Origin of the sequence: Myxococcus sp. CA056, assembly GCF_013336715.1 — a bacterium.
Lineage (GTDB): Bacteria > Myxococcota > Myxococcia > Myxococcales > Myxococcaceae > Myxococcus > Myxococcus llanfairpwllgwyngyllgogerychwyrndrobwllllantysiliogogogochensis.
This window is the reverse complement of the sequence record NZ_JABUMT010000002.1, coordinates 563,666-579,484: the sequence shown is the minus strand read 5'-3', so window position 1 is coordinate 579,484 and position 15,819 is coordinate 563,666. Positions and strand designations below refer to the sequence as shown.

Below are 15,819 nucleotides of genomic sequence, written 5' to 3'. Positions count from 1 at the left end.
CATCGGAGGGGGCGCCCGTCCTCGTTACTTCGCCCTGCCGCCCACCACCACGGCCTGGATGCCGACGGACGGCGCGCGCGGCTGCGTGGGCAGGCGGAGGATGAAGGTGGAGCCCTGGCCCTGGGCGGAGCGCACGGTGATGCTGCCTCCCATGGCCTCCACAATCTGCCGGGTGATGTAGAGGCCCAGGCCCAGGCCGCCGTAGTGGCGCTCGGAGACGGCGCGCTCGAACTTGCCGAACAGGCGGGCCATGCCGTCCTCGGAGATGCCGATGCCGTGGTCCTTCACGGCCAGCACCGCCACGGTGCCCTCTCCCACCAGCGAGATTTCCACCGGCCGCCCCGCGCCGTACTTGGCCGCGTTGGACAGGAGGTTCACCAGCACCTGCTCCACGCGCAGCGGGTCCCACTGGCCCGGCAGCGTCCCGGACACGTGCACCGCCAGCTCGCAGCCCGCGCGCGCGAACTCCTCGGAGAACGCGTCCACCATCTGCCGGACGACCTGGACCAGGTCCAGCTCGCGCGGCTCCAGGCTCAGCTTGCCCGCCGCCAGCCGCGACACGTCCAAGAGCGTGTTCACCAGGCTGCCCAGCCGCGACAGTTGTCGCTCCAGCACCTGACCGCGCGGCGCCAGCTCCTGCCCCAGCGCGGGCTGCGCGCCCGTCACCTGTCGCAAGAGCAACTGCAGGTGCAGCCGCATGCTGGTGAGCGGCGTGCGCAGCTCGTGCGCGGCCACGCTGAGGAACTCGTCGCGGGCGCGCACGGCCTCCTGCGTCTCGCGCAGGGCCTGCTCGCGCACCGCGCGCTCCCGGGCCGCGCCCGCGTCACGCTGGGCCTCCACACGGCGGCGCTCCGTCAGGTCCTCCACGTAGATGCACGCGGCGATGACCTCGCCGTCGCGGCGCACCGGGTGGTAGCTGGCGCGGAAGACGCGCGTGCGCTCCACGCCCATGCCGGGCTCGCGGTGGATGATTTCCACCCCGTCCAGGGGCTCGCCTGTCTCCAGCACACGGCGCACCCGGCGGGCGGTGTCCCCCAGGGACGAGTGGGGGTTCATCACCTCGTCCATGAGGCGACCGAGGTGGGCCTCGCGCGGCAGGCCGTTGAGGGAGGCGAGCGCCTCGCTCACCTCCACGAAGCGCAGCTCCCGGTCCACCACCGCCATGCCCAGGGGCATGGTGCTCATCAGCTCGGAGAGGGCGACGGGGCGTAAGCCTTCGGAAGAAGCCTCCCGCCGTTCAGGGGCGGATTCACCGGCTGGCATCATCACTTCCGGGCCCATGTCGGGGGCCGTCCCAAGCCGGGGGCTCATCGTCTCAGCGTGTGTACCAACCTCGTAGGACGCCGTCACCGCATGCCCCCCGACAGTGTGTCCAATGGTGGAAGAAAGGCCCGAGGCCCTCCCGGAATCTTCCCAGAATCATGAGGGTTTTCCCCTCACCCCGCTGCTGGTCGCAAGGAGGGCAGGCGTGCGCGGGACACCTGCTTCAACCCACCTCCCCCGGCTTCATAGAATGGGGCGCTCGCCGCCCACGGCCCGGAAAAGGAACCGCACCGCATGCGCTTGAGACGTCTGGCCCGTCGCCGCCCCTCGTCGTCCTCGTCCAGTGGATCTCACCTGGAGCCCCTGCAGGGGGGCCGCAACGAGGTGGTGGCCTGGAGCGGAGCGGATCCGCTGCGCCCGGAGCGACGCCTTCGGTGGAGGGACCACTTCACCCTCACGGAGAATCTGCTCCACCTGCCGCACCTGCCGGCGTGTCATGACGGCCTGCGCGTGGCGCAGCTCTCCGACGTCCACGTGGGACAGGCCACCTCCGAGGTGCGCATCCGCCGCGCGGTGGAGGCCGTCAACGCGGAGTCACCCGACCTGGTCTTCCTCACCGGCGACTACGTCACCCACAGCCCCAAGCCGCTGCCGCGCGTGCGCGACGTGCTCTCCGGGCTGAAGGGCCGCGTCTTCGTGGTGCTGGGCAACCATGACCACTGGGTGGACGCGCCCTACCTGCGCCAGTGCTTCGAGCACCTGGGCTACACGGTGCTCCAGAACGAGCACCGCGTCGTCCACCTGCGCGGCGCTCCGGTGACGGTGCTGGGCGTGGATGACGGGCGCACCGGACGCGACGACGTGGAGGCGACGTTCCGCGGCGCGCCGGAGTCCGGCACGCGGCTGGTGCTGGCGCACACTCCGCCCACGGTGGACAAGCTGCCCGCCCAGGGCAACCTGGTGCAGTTCTCCGGGCACACGCACGGCGGCCAGTTCATCGTCCAGGGCCTCACCGAGCGCCTGTTCCGCCGCGCGGGCCAGCCCTACATCCGCGGGCACTACCAGGTGAACGGCAACCAGCTCTACGTGAATCGGGGGTTGGGCTTCGGCTTCGGCGGCCCGTACCTGCGCCGGGGCAGCGAGCCGGAAGTGGCCTTCTTCACCCTGCGCGCCGCCGCGACGGCCATCGCCGCGGCGGGCTGAGCACCTTCGTGCCTCAGGGCCTCAGCGGCGTGCCAATCCGCCCGCCGCCGAGGAGCCCTTCCTTGCGGCCCCCACGACGCAGGCTGAAGGGGCCGGAGCCGAAGTACACGATGAAGAGCGCGCCTCCGGCCATGGAGAGGTTCTTCATGAAGTGGATGAGCTGGTCCTGCGCCTGCACCGGGTCCGCGATGAGCCAGAAGCGGTGGACCATGAAGGCCGCGCACACCAAGAAGATGGCGATGGCCGCGGCCCCCAGGCGAGCGAACACGCCCAGCAGCACCGACAGCCCTCCGAGCACCAGCGCGACGCCCGACAGCAACACGGCCTGGCGCGGCTCGGGGATGCCGGAGCTCTGCGCGTGCGCCGTGAGCGCATCGAGCTGGATGAAGTGATTCAAGCCGCTGGTGATGAAGATGGCGGAAAAGAGCAGCCGACCAAGCGGCGCGAGCACTCCCATGTAAGGCCTCCTGTTTCCCACCAACGCCGGGGCGTGGAAGTCATTCTCAACCTGCCCATGACTTCCCGCGAGGCAGCCATCGCCCGCTCCCCCGTTCGCTCCACGGGTGGCGCCGCGTGCCACCGGTCGCCCCGATGGACTGCGACAACACGCCACACGCGGCGGTGGCGGCCCCGGGCGTATCGTCCTCTCCGTCGTGAAAGCCTCCCTCGCCCTCCTCCTTTTCTGCGGCGCCGTGCTGGTGCCCGTGTCCTCCGCCTGGGCCTGCGCCACGTGTGCGTGTGGCGACCCGACGCTCACGTCGATGGGCACCGAGCAGCCGTTCTCCGGACGGCTCCGGCTGTCCACCACCCTGCGGGCCTGGGGCCATACGGTGGGACAGGACCGCGTGGACGCGCTGCGCCTGCGCGAGGCGCGCATGGACGTGGCGGTGGCCTACGCGCCGCTGCCCTGGCTGTTCCTGTCGGCCACGCTGCCCCTGCAGGCGCGCGAGGTGCGCTCGGTGAGCCTGGCGCGCGAGCGCGGCTGGGGCGTGGGCGACGTGGAGGTGAGCGCGAAGGCGTTCCTGTACCAGGACCGCGAGTTCTCCGCGGACCATCTCTTCAGCGTGCTCGCCGGGGTGAAGCTGCCCACCGCGCCCCGGCTGCGCGCGGCGGACGGCACGCTGCTGGATTTGGACACGCAGTTGGGGAGCGGCTCGGTGGACCCGCTGGCGGGCGTGGCCTACCAGCACTTCCGGGGCGACTGGTCCTTCCTCGTCAGCGCCACGGGCTTCCTGCCCACGCGCGGCATGTTGGGCTTCCGCGCGGGGCCTTCCCTTCGCACGACGCTGGCCGCGCAGTACCAGCCCGCGCCCCGGTGGGCGGTGCGGCTGGGGCTCGACAGCCGGGTGGAAGCGGCGGCGGAAATCGACGGCGAGAAGGAGGAGAACGGCGGTGGCGTCATCAGCTACGCGTCGCCCGATGTCCTCTTCAGTCCCAGCACGGATATCGTCGTGGCCGCGGGCGTGCGGGTTCCCTTCTTCAACCGGCTCCACGGACGCGTGGCGCCCACTCCCATCGCGATGATGTCCGTCGCGTATGACCTCTGAGCCATGCCTGTCGCCGTGAAGCGCTTCGCCCTGCCCTCCCTGTTGCTGTGTCTCGCCGGCTGTGGTGGCGGTGAGCGAATCGAGGGGATGGAGCTGACCCTGGGGCTCACCACCGCTCGGGCGCGAGGCGTCCCGGAGGCGGCGGGGGCTCGCACGCTCGTCACGGATGAGGGCGCGCGGGCCACGCTCTTCGGGGCGCTCGTCACGCTGGGCAGCGTGGAGTTGATTCCTTGCGAGGCGACGGGCTGGCGGCGGCTGTTGAACGAGCTGTCCCCGGTGGGGACGGCCTGGGCTCACTCGGTGTCGAACGCGCTGCGGCTGGGCACGCCGCACGTGGTGGCGCTGGGGGCGACGGATGGAGAGGTGGTGTCGCTCGGAGTGATGCGTCCGCCGCCGGGGCGCTACTGCCGGGCGAGGCTCACCTTCGAGCCGGCGGACTCGGACGCGGAGGGATTGTCGTCCGCGTCACAGGGCGCGGTGCCGGTGGACATGCTGGGGTTGAGCCTGCACGTCCGGGGCACGCTGGCGGATGGGGAGCGTGACTTCGAGGTGGAGACGCGGGGCCGCTCGTCGGTGGACGTGGTGCTGGACGGGCTGGAGTTGACGGAAGACGCGCCGAAGGCGGCGCGGGTCTTCACACTGGCGTGGGATTCGTGGCTGGATGGCGTGGGTCCGGGCGAGTCGCCTCGCAACGTGGACCTGCTGGGCAATGTGGCCCGCTCCGCCTCGCTCCAGTCCGCAGTCGTGCCATGACGCCTCCTGTCTCCACCGAGCTCGCTTCTCGCGCCCGCATCAACCTGGAGTGGCTGCTGCGGCTGCGCTGGGGGCTCTTGCTGGGGCAGGCGCTGGTCATCGCGCTGGCGGCGTATGGGCTGGAGCTGGCGCTGCCGGTGCCGGTGCTGGCGGGGCTCCTGGGGTTGGAGGCCGCCACGAACCTCGCGGTGCGAGCGTGGCTGGGCCGGGCCCGGGTGACGGAGGGCACCATCGGCAAGTTGATGCTGTGGGACACACTGGTGCTCACGGGGCTGCTGGCGCTGAGTGGTGGCACGCACAATCCCTTCACCACGCTGTACCTGGTGAACGTGGCGCTGGGGACGGTGCTGTTGCCCGCGCGGTGGATGTGGAGCCTGTTGGGCTTCACGCTGATGGCATTCGGTTCGCTGTTCCTGCTGCAGGACGTGGTGTTGGTGCCTGGGTTGTCGCGGCCGGACCACGCGGCGCTGATGCGGCTGCACATCAATGGAATGTGGGTGGCGTTCGCGGTGGCCGCGGGCTTCATCGTGTACTTCGTGCAGCGGGTGACGCGGGCGCTGGAGGAGCGCGAGCAGGAGCTGGCGCAGGCGCGCGCGCAGCATGCGAGGCGGGAGAAGGTGGCCTCGCTGGCGACGCTGGCGGCGGGCGCGGCGCATGAGTTGTCCACGCCGCTGTCGACCATCGCGGTGGTGTCGAAGGAAGTGGAGCGGGCGCTGACGGTGGCGGGCACGTCCGAGGCGGTGCGCGAGGATTTGCGGCTCATCCGGCAGCAGGTGGACCGCTGCCGCGACGTGCTGGTGCAGATGTCGGCGGACGCGGGGCAGACGACGGGAGAAGCCTTCCATCCGATGCCGCTGGGGCGGCTGGTGGAGGACTCGCTGTCGGAGCTGTCGGGCGTGGAGCGGGTGCGGGTGGAGCTGCCCGAGGAATTGAGCGCATGGCGGGTGCAGGGGCCTCCGCGAGCGCTGGCGCGGGTGGTGCGGGGGTTGGTGAAGAACGCGCTCCAGGCGTCGCCGCCTTCGAGGTCGGTGGAGCTGCGGGTGTTGGCGGGGCGAGGAGGCGCGCGGCTGGAGGTGCGCGATGGCGGGGCGGGGATGCCAGCGGAAATCCTGGCGCGGGCGGGCGAGCCTTTCTTCACGACGAAGGCGCCGGGTGAGGGCATGGGGTTGGGACTGTTTCTCGCGCGCACGCTGGCGGAGCAGCTCGGTGGTTCGCTGGAGCTGCGGTCCACGCCGGGACAGGGGACGGTGGCGAGCCTGGCGCTGCCTGTCGGCGCACCGCCCGCAACGGAGGTCGCGTCGTGAGCACGGTGGGCGGTGATGGGCATCATCCGAGCCTGTTGCTCGTGGATGACGACGCGACGCTGCGGGAGCGGCTGGCGCGGGCGTTTCGTGAGCGCGGGTGGGAAGTCACCACGGCGGGCGACTACGACCAGGCGCTGGCGGCGGCGCGGCGGGAGTCACCGGAGTACGCGGTGGTGGACCTGCGCATGCCGGGACGCAGTGGCTTGGAAGTGGTGAAGGACCTGCTGGCGGTGGATGCGTCCACGAAGGCCATCGTCCTCACGGGTTATGGGAGCATCTCGACGACGGTGGATGCGATTCGATTGGGGGCGGTGAACTACCTGCCCAAGCCGGCGGATGTGGATGACATCCTCGCGGCCTTCGCGCGAGCTTCGGGTGAGCCATCGCTGGCGGCGCCGGAGACATTTGAAGCGCCCTCGCTGGCGCGCGCGGAGTGGGAGCACATCCATCGCGTGCTCGCGGACTGCGCGGGAAATATCTCCGAGGCCTCGCGCAAGCTCGGCATCCACCGCCGCTCGCTCCAGCGAAAGCTCCAGAAGTACCCGCCGGCGCGGTAGTGACGCCTTTGCACACCGGCGCGGGCGGCTCCTCTTTCATGCCCGCTCGTCGGCAGAAGGCCGTTCGCTCGGCCTCCTGCATCGCACCTAGCCCCTCGTCGCCTTCCTCGCCTCTCAACGGACACCGTGATGAGGGGAGGCCCGAGTGGCCCGGGGATGCCTCACTCCACCTCGGCATCTAGCTTGGGTTGGCTGACCACCTCGTGGCCTTCCCTGGGGAGAAGCAGCTCAGGCCCTTCGCCCAAGGCCTTGGAAAGGATTTGGCATGTCGACCAGGCTTGTCTGGGGAATGCTCGGCGGAGTGGTGTTGGGGATTGCGTTCGGCAACTCGGGAATCGGCATTGCCATCTGCATCGCAGCAGGCGCCCTGGCCGCCGGAATCTGGCAGTACCTGGAGACACGCGGCAAGCGGGCCTGACCCGTGGATGACGCTGGTCGTGCCTCTACGAGAACTTGCCGACGACCTCTGGCGCCCAGAAAAGCACCGTCATTTGTTTTCCGGGTGAGGTTGCATAGGAGCCGGCGGAATCACCTCCGGGACGGCGAGTGATGATGGCATCGAAGGAGCAGTCGATGCCTCAGGGTGAGGAGAAGGAAGCGAGGCAGGTGGAGCAACCTCTTTGTCCGGAGTGGGCTCGGGAGGAGGCACAGACTTCTCAGGTGGCAACGAATCAGCGGGGGCATCGCCAGTCGGAGTCGGGGCCTTCTCGACCACAACGCCCTGTGACGTCACCGCATAGACTTCCCACCAATCGAGGACACGTCCGCTCGGACCGCCGCAACGGTGAAAGCGTTGGTCCACGACCACGAAGTACAAGCCCGGCGTCGTGCCCGCGAAGACGGAAACATCCAGGCCCTGCTCCGGGCTCGAGCATCCCGCGAACAGGTTGGGGAACGGGTTGGTTCTCACCACCTCGCGGATGGCGCCCGCCGCGGCGAGCGCGGCACCTGCCTCCATTGGCTCGACCACGGTTCTGGACGAGCTTTCGTCCGGCCACAGCACCTCGCCCTTCCAGGGCGCAGCCCGTGTGGCACATCCCTGCAGTACCGCGACACACCCCGCCAGCATCAAGGCCTTGATCATTTCCCCCACCTAGTCACGGAGTAGCTGCAAGTTCCCATCACGGCATTGAGGCGCCACGCTCCGGAAAGGAGGGCGCGCACTGCGCGGAGCGCAGATGCCCAGCGTGACCCATCGAGCACTGGTTTCGCTCCACTGCTGAACCTCACCCGTTGGGAAATAGCGCAGGTAGAAGCGCGTCCCATCCTGACGCTCCGCCACCAGCGCCGACGTCATCTCAATGGCTGTGTTCTTGAAGACCGCTGGAGCGGGGTTGCCGGGTATCAGCCGCACTTCCGCCATGGCCACGAAGGGCCTGAGCGCATCTGTCGGCCAGACGCTGAGGTCCTGCGACGAGGGCGCCGCGGCGCATGCATGGTTGTGGACGTAACCGACAACCCACACCTGCGGAGATGGGAAGTCGTCATCCTTCACCGCGAAGAATGGATTGCAGGCGTCGTGACTTCCTTGGACGGGCTCAGTCACCCGCCAAGACAGGGAGTCGCGACCGCCCGCTACATAGAGCGTCGCGCAGTACCCCGTGGACAAGCCCACGATGGGGCGCCGCGTTCCCGGGTCGCACGCTTTCGCGCCAGGGAGCTTCAACATCGCCTCCGCCACATCCTGCAAGAGGCTTATTGGGATGGAAGCGTCTCCTGTGGGCATCTCCACGGCGGGCACTTCCGACCATGGCCCTCGCGCAAGCTCCGCGTCCGGAGCGATGATGGCGGAGGGAGTGGAAGCAGCGCATCCGCTGAGAAGCAAGGAGAGCAGCCCAAGAGGCATGAAGGCATCAAAGGAGGCCATCGGCGCGCACTATAGCGGCGCTCCCACGGACGCACCGAGAATGCGCCAACACCTGTGCGATGGCGCTCATCCGCGCCGTCGCGCGCGAATGGGCCCTACGTACTCACTGCGCCCTCCCCGCCCGGACGACATGCCGGACGGGGAGCTGTCACCCGACCTCAGCGACCGTCGAAGTAGCAGAAGCCGTAGCCCCGGTCTCCACCGCCACCCGACAGCGGGTAGTAGATGTAGCCCAGCTCCTCGCCCGCTCCGCACTCGGAGCGCGCTCGCGCGTAGCGGTGGCACGTCGCCACCGCCGGGCCCGCCGCGCCATCCGCGTCGAAGCAGGTGCCACGCGCACCCTCCACACCACAGAACTCCGTGAAGGAAGAGGACGTGCACGCCTCGCCAATCAGCGCCGTATCGAACGCGAAGCCAATCGGCTCCAGCACCGACTGCTCGATGCACAGGCCATACACGCCACACACCGTGCCCGTGGGGCACCCCGGGGTCGGCGCCATGAAGTCACACGTCTTCAGGCACTGCGCGTTGTCGCTGAGCAGGTCCGTACACGCGAAGCCCTGCTCGCAGTCCGTCGTCGTCAACGCGTACTCGCTCTCCGCGGACGTCGCCGTGCAGGCCTCGCCCTGCGTCTTCGTCCCCAGCGCGCGCTGCAGCGTACCGTCCGTCGCCGCGTAGTCGTCCGCGACACACGCCGTGTCCGGCAGGTTCGACGTCAGCGAACCCTCGCGCGGATCACACCCGCCCGGACGCACCGTGTTCCACGTCGCGAAGCGAATCCACCGACACTCGCCACCCGACACCACGGACGAACCCGTGTACGGGCCCGAGGTGGGCGTCGCGAGCACCGACTCGCGCAGCACCACGTTCGACAGCGCCCCCACCGTCTGCTGCGGCGACACCTGCAGCGCGAGCAGCAGCGCCCCCGAATCGGCGACGAACAGCTTCTGCGCCGTCGTGCCCATGTCCTGGTAGCCGAAGACGCACTGCTCACACGTGAAGGTGTTCGCCCCGCCCTGCGACAAATCGTACAGCCCCGGCTGCGTGTTCATGTCCAGGCGGATGCGCACCTCGTCCCGCTGCGCGCCTCCGATGCTCGACAGGTCTCCACGGAACGTCGGCTGCCGCTCGTACTGCACCGGCGTCAGCTCGATGCCGTTGAACAGCTCACCCACGGTGACTTCCGTACAGCCCGCCGGCGGCGTCAGGAAGCGCGCCTCCTGCTCGGCGGCACGAATCTCCGCCTGCTCCGGCGCGGGCTCGTGCGCCTCCTGCCCACAGCCGATGAGCCCCGAGACAAGCACCGCACCCCACCATCCATTGATGGACTTCATTCCGTCGTTCTCCCGTTGCAGACGACCGCGCCAGGGCGGTCGACCAGGCGTGTCCCTGGTTCACGCTGAGTAGATGCAGCCGATTGACAGGTGGAATCCGATGTCACTCAAGCCGCACACTCGATGAACGAAAATCCCGGGGGAAAGTCGCGAGCGCACCCCTGTCATTTTCGCGTGTCAGGGGTGCGTGGAATGGTGGGCAGGAGCCGCTCACGCCGGAAGCGTGCCTTCGCCCGTGGAGAGGGTGTTCATGAAGTCCTTCACCTTCGTCACGTAGGTCGCGTCGCCGGTGCCCGCGGGAATCGCGTTCGCGTTGTTGCGGTCCACGCCGTTCGGCCCGGAGTTGTAGGCGCGCAGGGCCAGGTCCCAGCCCCCGAACTGCTCCTTCATATCCTTCATGTAGCAGGCGCCCGCGAGGATGTTGGTCTCCGGGTCGGAGAGGTTCTTCCCCTGCAGCTCGGGGTGCTTCGCCTGCAGCTCCTTGAAGGTGTTGGGGTTCACCTGCATCAGGCCGGTGTCCGTCAGGCCATTGCCGCCGTTGGTGGAAATGGCATCCAGGTTGCCACGCGACTCCTGCCAGATTTGCGCGGCCAGCATCTCGGCGGGCACGCCCGTCTTGGCCGCCGCGGACTCGATGGTGCTCCGCAGCTTCTCCAGGCCCGGAGGCAGGTTGCCACCCAGCTTCTTGCCGCCCTCGATGCTCGGCGCGGCACCGGGGCTCGCCGCCGCGCTGCAGCTCGCCGCCGCGCTGGGAGCCACCGGGCTGGGATTCAGGTCCAGGGGAGGCCGCCCCGAGGACGCCTGCGGAGAGAAGCCACTGTCACCGAAGCACGAACCCTGGGACGTGCCCTTGGAACCTTGGGGCGCCTGCACGCCGCCCTTCTCGGCGATCTGCGACATCACCTGCACGAGCGTGTTCATCACCGACAGGGTGCTCTCCAGCAGCTTGCCCAGATGCGCCTTTCCCCCATTGCCCAGGTCGAAGCCGTCCTGCTGGAGCGCGGCCAGGCCGGGAGCCAGCTTCACGCCCGAGCCCACCAACGGACTGAAGGAGGAGGACTCCACGCCGCCGCTGCGAAGAGGAGAGGCGCTGGGACGGGAGACAGGCGTGGCGGCGTTGTGCAGGGGAGCGATGCTCATGACGAGACCCTCGGGGGATGGGAGGCGGATTGATGCGACCCAGGACCCCATAGCAGCGCGTGTGCCAGCCCTCGCGACGAGGCGAGCGACAGACAACCCATGGATTTTCCAAAGAGGCGCGGGCCCGAGGATGACGCCAGCGCAGCGCCTCCTGATGACGGCTGTCATCAGCCGATGGTCCGCGTCATCAGGGACGAGCTCAGCCCATCACTCCGCCGCGACTCGAGCTCCGGTCGAGGGCGGCACGAGGATGTCCATCCACTCGCCATAGGCCTCCGCGGGCGCGCCGCTCCCCTGGAACTCGCGCACGGAGCTCAAGAACTTCCGCCAGTGGTCCCCCACGACGGCGTCCAGCCAGTTCTCCTGGCTGTAGGCCAGCAGGCTCCCGGCGGCCTGGATGGCCGGGGCGTCCGGCCTGACGGCGAGGATGACAGCGAGCGAGTGGCTCTCCGCGCCAGGCACGCGGCTCGGTGCGGACGCGTCCAGCCGCCAGCATGCCGCCGTGTCTCCGAGCGCCTCCGCCTTCACACACGTGCGGACCGCGTCGTGGAGAGAGGGCCGCGGGCCCGGCTTCCCATAGAACTCCACCGCGACCTCCGCCGCCCGCCGCGCCTTGGGCATCGGCAGCACGAGCCGCGCCTGGCGCAACGATTCGAGCTGGAGCGAACCCCGCTGCTCCGCGCACGCCTTCACCTGTGCGCCGGCCTCCGGCAACACCTTGAGCACGCGAAAGGCATCGGGACACGTCTCGTACAGGCTGAACTCCACGACGCACTCGAAGCGCGCGAAGCCCTGCTCCCGCTTCGGGAAGAGCGACAGGCCAAACTCCACCCGCCACGGCGAGTACCCCTCCGGGCACACGACGTCCGTCCCTCCATACGGCGTCACCATCAGCTCGTCGTGGAACGCCACCAGGTCCGCGCAGGCCCGCTGGCGCAGGGCGAGGAACGTCTCCTTCAGCCATGCCTTCTCGGCGGGGGTGTCGAGCCGGCCGCTCAGCAGGAACGCGTCATGCACGGTCTCATCCCACTGCCCCAGACAGTCCAGCGGCGGGCGCTTCTCCAGGAACCTGTCGAGGGGCCTGCTCTGGAACTCACGGGGGTCGGACATGCGGCTCCTCGCTCGGGCAGCGGGCTGGAGCCATCATGCAATGCATCACCCACCGCGCGCAGCAGGAGGCCTCAGGGGTACGTCACGCTGAAGGTCGCCGGCCCCTTCAGGAACGTCAGGCCTTCATCGGAGCGACAGCCATTGTCGATGTCCGTGCTCAGGAACGTGGTGGTCCGCACCGCCGTGGCGCCCTGGAACTTCCCGGACAGCACCTTCCCCGTCTGCGTGACGAGCGTCGTCGCGTCCTGCACGGAGACGTGCGACTGGCTCATCAGCACCGTGGACGTCTCCGTCGTGTTCCACGTCACCACCTGCCGTCCTGCTCCGGCTCTCGCCAGGTCCGCGCAGGAGATGCCTCGCACCAGGCTCGGTGCCTCCGAGCCCAGCGTCGCCGACGTCACCGCCGAGCCGAGCACCGTCACGCAGTTGCTCACCGTCGCCTGGAACGACACCGCGCTGTCCCGAGGCGACACCTTCACCCCCGTGCCGTACTTCGCCTCGCCGTGTCCGATGGGACAGGTGATGAGCACCTTCTCCGGAGGCCGCTCAATCGTCATGCCTCCGGACTCCTGTCCCTCCAGCGTCCCACGGCCCTGGCGTCCTCCTCCGTCCCCACAGGCCAGCGGCCCACAGAGCCCGACGAGCACGAGCCCCCTCACACCCCATGACGTCGCACGCATGAGCACCCTCCTGATTCGTCCAACGACTCACGTCATCGTGCGGATGAGCTCGAGCGTGGACGGCCCGCTCAGCCAGATGAGCCCGCCCGGCGACGCACAGCCCTTCTCGATGTCCGAGTTGAGATACGTCACCGTCCAGATGGCCGTGGCCTCCGCGAAGGCGCCCGACTCCACGGTGCCCGTCAGCGTGAAGACCGTCAGCGGCCCCTGCGCCAGCTCCCGCGACTGACTGAACACCAGCGTGGACGTCTCACCCGTGTTCCACGTCACCACCTGGCGCACCGTGCGCGGCGTCAGCAGGTCCGCGCACGAGTAGCCCGCGAGCAGGCTCGAGTCGAGCGGCAGGCGCGCGGACACCACCGAGGACGCGGGGATGGTCACACAGTTGCTCAACGTCGTGGCCCCCGCCACCGTCACGTCCTTCGTCACCTCGCTGAGCCCCGGCAGGTACGACGCCTGGGTGATGCCGACAGGACAGGTGACGACGACGGGCCCCGGGCTGTCGGAGCGCGGCGGGGCCACAGCCGCCCCCGGCTCCCGGGGCTCGTGCCCCTCCTCGCCATTCTCCGCCGACACATCAAAGGTCGAGGTGAGGGCGAGTGCGGAAAGAAGGACCACCACCGCCGCCGACAGACTTCTGCGCATTGCCGCTCCCGATAACGCTTCCGTTGCCGAGATAGGGAGCCGCCGCGCACACGCCCATCCGCAAAATACGACAAGGGACGCTGGGAGACGCTCACACCTCCCCGCGAGCACGGGGCGGTGTGCCGCACCTCGCACGGGAAATGTCGGACACCAACGTCCACGCCCGGCCTGTCGGAACGAACACAGCCGCGCGAGAGTGAGGCGTCGTGAGGCCATGAGCGCGCCACCACGACACCGACTCACGCGCCCAGCGGCTTCAGAGCAGCTTCGTCAGGGTGAGCGTCGTGAGGCCGGAGAGCGAGGTGAGCCCTTCGGGGGACGCGCAGCCATCCTCCAAGTCCAAGGTGACATAGCTGATGGTCCGGACCGCGGTCGCGTCGATGAACTTCCCGGAGAGCACGGTGCCCGTCAGCGTGAAGACGGACAGCGTGCCCTGCACGCCCACGCGAAGCTGGGTGAAGACCATCGTCGAGGACTCCCCCGTGTTCCATGTCACCGTCTGGGTGACCGTCCTGGGCAGCAGCAGGTCCCCGCACGAAAAACCCTGCACCACGCCCGACGTCAGGCTGCTGGTGCCCGATGTCACCGGGTCACCCAGCACCGTCACGCAGTTGCTGAAGGTCGCCTGACCCGACACCGTGACATTCTGGGGCGTGTTCTTCAGCCCCGGCGAGTAGAAGGCCTGACTCGTTCCCACCGGACAGGTGACGAGGACGAGGCCCAAATCCAGCGCCGCCTCCGAAGTCTCCGCCGAGGAGCCCTCATCTGGTGCCGCGAGCACGCGCTCTTCCACGCCACCACACCCGAGCATCAACAGGACACACGCCTTCAACAGACACGCCGCTCGTCGCATGAACGCCTCCGTGAATGAGGCGTCCAGCGTACCCAGCGAGTCCATGCGAGCCGGCCCCCTGCCCCTCGGGAACATGCGACCTTCCGCTACGCGACAGGCCGAGCGTTGGCCACGCGATGCTCCTCACCCCGCAATCACTCCCACGGGTTCGCGAACCGCGCGTCGCGCGTGAACTCCACATCCGTGAGGCTCTTGAGGAAGCGTCGCTCCACCCGCTACTCCTCGGCATCCGACGTAACGAGCGTCCGCAGCTCCGTCCCCTTCGTGACGAGTTCCCGAGCAATCCGGGCGAGTTCGCGCGTCAACGCGCCCCGACACCCGGCGATATCTCGGCAACCTCGCGTCGCGTCGTCCAGCAGTTCGAAGACCCGCGCATGGTAGGCCTCCGGGTGGGACCCTCGATGTCCCTTGATTCGAATCAGGTTCGCTGGGTCCTCCGGGCGCATCCCCCCCTTGCCGAAGAGTTCCTGGCAGCGCTGTGCCCACGGGCCGCCATCCGATTCAGCGGCCGTGCCCTTGCCGGCGCAGATGGGGTGCACCGCCCCTTCCGCGTCCCCCTGGATGCCACCCACCGTCCCCATGGGAGCCGCCCCAGGTCCCATCGCGACCGCGGCGACCGCCGTTGGCGCGAGCATCACTTTCAGCTCTCCTCCGGACGTGAGTGCAATCGACCGGACGTCTCCGGACAGGGCTCCCGCGAGCTGAAAGCCCGCTTCCGTCTGGGCGCGTATCGCGGCTTGAGCAAAACCCGGCATCTTCGGTCCCCGCGTCGTCATGGCATTCCTCCCGCCGAGCACTGACAGAGAGACCACCACCAGGACTCGGGCTCCGTTGTCGCCCAGCACATTGCCGAAGCGATGTCCGACGCGCTCCAGCTCCTCGAAGCTCGCCGCGTCCCGGGACTCTTCCACCAGCCGCGAGAAGCCCTGCCCGAGCTTCCAGACGGGTTCCGTCCCGAGATACGCAATCAACGAGGCTGCCCAGGCGAGCGAGATGGGCTTCGTCATGGGCTCGGGAGCCACCAACGTCTTCAGTGCCGTCCCGGACATCGTCGTCACCAGGCCCCGCAGGGCCGCGACATTCACCGTGTCGCGGAGGTCCTCCTCAATGTCATCCCAGGCGCCATCGAACGCGAAGTAGAGCGCGAGCATCCTGCGCTCCATCGGCCCCAGCGTGAGCCCACCGGTCATCATGCCCAGGCAGCCCATCGGGTCCTCCTGCCGATGACAGATGCGCTCATGGGCCGACGAGACGGCCCGCCCCAGTGCTCCGTCGCCGCCGCTCCCGTGGGACACGCTCGAGGAGCGACGATCCTCCTGGTCGACCTCCTTGAACACGGCGTCCAGGCGCAGGTCGGGCACGAGCCGCGCGACGGCACCCTTGAACTCCTCCTCGTCCATCTCGACAGGCTCTGTCTCGATGGGCGTGTATACGATTGATTTGCCTCCTCCCGTATCCAGACGGACGACACGGGTCGACGCGCAGCCGCTCGCCAGCAGCAGCGCAAGAACTCCCAATGCTCTCATGGATGGCTCCTGAAGACAGCCGCCAGCGCATCGACGA

At 69.0% G+C, this 15,819-nt stretch carries 17 protein-coding genes; 6 read left to right on the top strand and 11 right to left on the bottom strand.

Going from position 1 to position 15,819, the window contains the following annotated elements; translation table 11 throughout:
- Nucleotides 1–24: 24 nt before the first annotated feature.
- On the bottom strand, nt 25–1,185 hold the full coding sequence (locus tag HUA76_RS10015; protein WP_254614123.1) for a HAMP domain-containing sensor histidine kinase: 1,161 nt from the start codon (nt 1,183–1,185) through the stop codon (nt 25–27).
- A gap of 372 nt (nt 1,186–1,557) precedes the next feature.
- Between HUA76_RS10015 and HUA76_RS10010 the strand changes: the two genes are divergently transcribed.
- On the top strand, nt 1,558–2,466 hold the full coding sequence (locus HUA76_RS10010) for a metallophosphoesterase (RefSeq protein ID WP_141643175.1): 909 nt from the start codon (nt 1,558–1,560) through the stop codon (nt 2,464–2,466).
- 13 nt (nt 2,467–2,479) lie between these two features.
- Here the strand turns inward: HUA76_RS10010 and HUA76_RS10005 are convergent, their stop codons facing one another.
- Complete coding sequence (locus HUA76_RS10005; RefSeq protein WP_174453896.1) at nt 2,480–2,923, bottom strand: DoxX family protein; 444 nt, start codon at nt 2,921–2,923, stop codon at nt 2,480–2,482.
- A gap of 196 nt (nt 2,924–3,119) precedes the next feature.
- On the opposite strand from HUA76_RS10005, the gene HUA76_RS10000 reads away from it, so the two are divergent.
- The 5 genes from HUA76_RS10000 to HUA76_RS09980 all read left to right on the top strand — a co-directional run bounded on the left by HUA76_RS10000 (nt 3,120) and on the right by HUA76_RS09980 (nt 7,045).
- Entirely contained in the window at nt 3,120–4,013 is an 894-nt protein-coding gene (locus HUA76_RS10000; RefSeq protein ID WP_371823458.1) for a transporter, read from the top strand.
- Between the two features lie 3 nt (nt 4,014–4,016).
- The gene (locus HUA76_RS09995; protein WP_174460710.1) at nt 4,017–4,766 is read left to right on the top strand and encodes a hypothetical protein; all 750 of its coding nucleotides are present in this window, start codon (nt 4,017–4,019) and stop codon (nt 4,764–4,766) included.
- Nucleotides 4,763–6,070, top strand: coding sequence for an ATP-binding protein (locus tag HUA76_RS09990; protein WP_174453894.1), 1,308 nt, complete (start codon nt 4,763–4,765; stop codon nt 6,068–6,070). The genes HUA76_RS09995 and HUA76_RS09990 overlap by 4 nt, the downstream gene beginning before the upstream one ends.
- On the top strand, nt 6,067–6,627 hold the full coding sequence (locus HUA76_RS09985) for a response regulator transcription factor (RefSeq protein WP_141643180.1): 561 nt from the start codon (nt 6,067–6,069) through the stop codon (nt 6,625–6,627). The genes HUA76_RS09990 and HUA76_RS09985 overlap by 4 nt, the downstream gene beginning before the upstream one ends.
- 265 nt (nt 6,628–6,892) lie before the next feature.
- Nucleotides 6,893–7,045, top strand: a complete 153-nt coding sequence (locus tag HUA76_RS09980) for a hypothetical protein (RefSeq protein ID WP_174460709.1) — start codon at nt 6,893–6,895, stop codon at nt 7,043–7,045.
- A 69-nt stretch (nt 7,046–7,114) separates the two neighbouring features.
- Here HUA76_RS09980 and HUA76_RS09975 read toward each other — a convergent pair whose 3' ends face one another.
- From HUA76_RS09975 to HUA76_RS09935, 9 genes are all read right to left on the bottom strand, one after another.
- A complete protein-coding gene (locus HUA76_RS09975) occupies nt 7,115–7,711 on the bottom strand; it encodes a hypothetical protein (protein WP_174460708.1) in 597 nt (198 codons plus the stop codon).
- Between the two features lie 9 nt (nt 7,712–7,720).
- Nucleotides 7,721–8,494 (bottom strand): hypothetical protein, encoded by a 774-nt coding sequence (locus tag HUA76_RS09970; RefSeq protein ID WP_254614122.1) that lies wholly within the window; start codon nt 8,492–8,494, stop codon nt 7,721–7,723.
- A gap of 158 nt (nt 8,495–8,652) precedes the next feature.
- The gene (locus tag HUA76_RS09965) at nt 8,653–9,828 is read right to left on the bottom strand and encodes a hypothetical protein (protein ID WP_174460707.1); all 1,176 of its coding nucleotides are present in this window, start codon (nt 9,826–9,828) and stop codon (nt 8,653–8,655) included.
- A gap of 210 nt (nt 9,829–10,038) precedes the next feature.
- Nucleotides 10,039–10,968, bottom strand: coding sequence for a lytic transglycosylase domain-containing protein (locus tag HUA76_RS09960; RefSeq protein ID WP_174460706.1), 930 nt, complete (start codon nt 10,966–10,968; stop codon nt 10,039–10,041).
- 207 nt (nt 10,969–11,175) lie between these two features.
- Nucleotides 11,176–12,078: a hypothetical protein gene (locus HUA76_RS09955; RefSeq protein ID WP_174460705.1), complete on the bottom strand. Its 903-nt coding sequence runs from the start codon at nt 12,076–12,078 to the stop codon at nt 11,176–11,178.
- Between the two features lie 71 nt (nt 12,079–12,149).
- Nucleotides 12,150–12,758, bottom strand: coding sequence for a hypothetical protein (locus tag HUA76_RS09950; protein WP_141643184.1), 609 nt, complete (start codon nt 12,756–12,758; stop codon nt 12,150–12,152).
- Between the two features lie 27 nt (nt 12,759–12,785).
- Nucleotides 12,786–13,403, bottom strand: a complete 618-nt coding sequence (locus HUA76_RS09945; protein ID WP_174460704.1) for a hypothetical protein — start codon at nt 13,401–13,403, stop codon at nt 12,786–12,788.
- A gap of 256 nt (nt 13,404–13,659) precedes the next feature.
- Complete coding sequence (locus HUA76_RS09940) at nt 13,660–14,301, bottom strand: hypothetical protein (protein WP_174460703.1); 642 nt, start codon at nt 14,299–14,301, stop codon at nt 13,660–13,662.
- Nucleotides 14,302–14,471: 170 nt separating this feature from the next.
- Nucleotides 14,472–15,782 carry an AHH domain-containing protein gene (locus tag HUA76_RS09935; protein WP_174460702.1) on the bottom strand — a complete coding sequence of 437 codons (1,311 nt, stop codon included), beginning with the start codon at nt 15,780–15,782 and terminating at the stop codon, nt 14,472–14,474.
- Between the last annotated feature and the right edge of the window lie 37 nt (nt 15,783–15,819).

Excerpts from the sequence above, each read along its gene's own strand:
- HUA76_RS09995 (WP_174460710.1), top strand. The coding sequence starts at position 4,017 with ATGCCTGTCGCCGTGAAGCGCTTCGCCCTGCCCTCCCTGTTGCTGTGT.
- HUA76_RS09955 (WP_174460705.1), bottom strand. The coding sequence starts at position 12,078 with ATGTCCGACCCCCGTGAGTTCCAGAGCAGGCCCCTCGACAGGTTCCTG.
- HUA76_RS09940 (WP_174460703.1), bottom strand. The coding sequence starts at position 14,301 with ATGGACTCGCTGGGTACGCTGGACGCCTCATTCACGGAGGCGTTCATG.
- HUA76_RS09960 (WP_174460706.1), bottom strand. The coding sequence starts at position 10,968 with ATGAGCATCGCTCCCCTGCACAACGCCGCCACGCCTGTCTCCCGTCCC.
- HUA76_RS09945 (WP_174460704.1), bottom strand. The coding sequence starts at position 13,403 with ATGCGCAGAAGTCTGTCGGCGGCGGTGGTGGTCCTTCTTTCCGCACTC.
- HUA76_RS09965 (WP_174460707.1), bottom strand. The coding sequence starts at position 9,828 with ATGAAGTCCATCAATGGATGGTGGGGTGCGGTGCTTGTCTCGGGGCTC.
- HUA76_RS10005 (WP_174453896.1), bottom strand. The coding sequence starts at position 2,923 with ATGGGAGTGCTCGCGCCGCTTGGTCGGCTGCTCTTTTCCGCCATCTTC.
- HUA76_RS10015 (WP_254614123.1), bottom strand. The coding sequence starts at position 1,185 with ATGAGCACCATGCCCCTGGGCATGGCGGTGGTGGACCGGGAGCTGCGC.
- HUA76_RS09950 (WP_141643184.1), bottom strand. The coding sequence starts at position 12,758 with ATGCGTGCGACGTCATGGGGTGTGAGGGGGCTCGTGCTCGTCGGGCTC.
- HUA76_RS09975 (WP_174460708.1), bottom strand. The coding sequence starts at position 7,711 with ATGATCAAGGCCTTGATGCTGGCGGGGTGTGTCGCGGTACTGCAGGGA.
- HUA76_RS09980 (WP_174460709.1), top strand. The coding sequence starts at position 6,893 with ATGTCGACCAGGCTTGTCTGGGGAATGCTCGGCGGAGTGGTGTTGGGG.
- HUA76_RS09970 (WP_254614122.1), bottom strand. The coding sequence starts at position 8,494 with ATGGCCTCCTTTGATGCCTTCATGCCTCTTGGGCTGCTCTCCTTGCTT.
- HUA76_RS09990 (WP_174453894.1), top strand. The coding sequence starts at position 4,763 with ATGACGCCTCCTGTCTCCACCGAGCTCGCTTCTCGCGCCCGCATCAAC.
- HUA76_RS10010 (WP_141643175.1), top strand. The coding sequence starts at position 1,558 with ATGCGCTTGAGACGTCTGGCCCGTCGCCGCCCCTCGTCGTCCTCGTCC.
- HUA76_RS09935 (WP_174460702.1), bottom strand. The coding sequence starts at position 15,782 with ATGAGAGCATTGGGAGTTCTTGCGCTGCTGCTGGCGAGCGGCTGCGCG.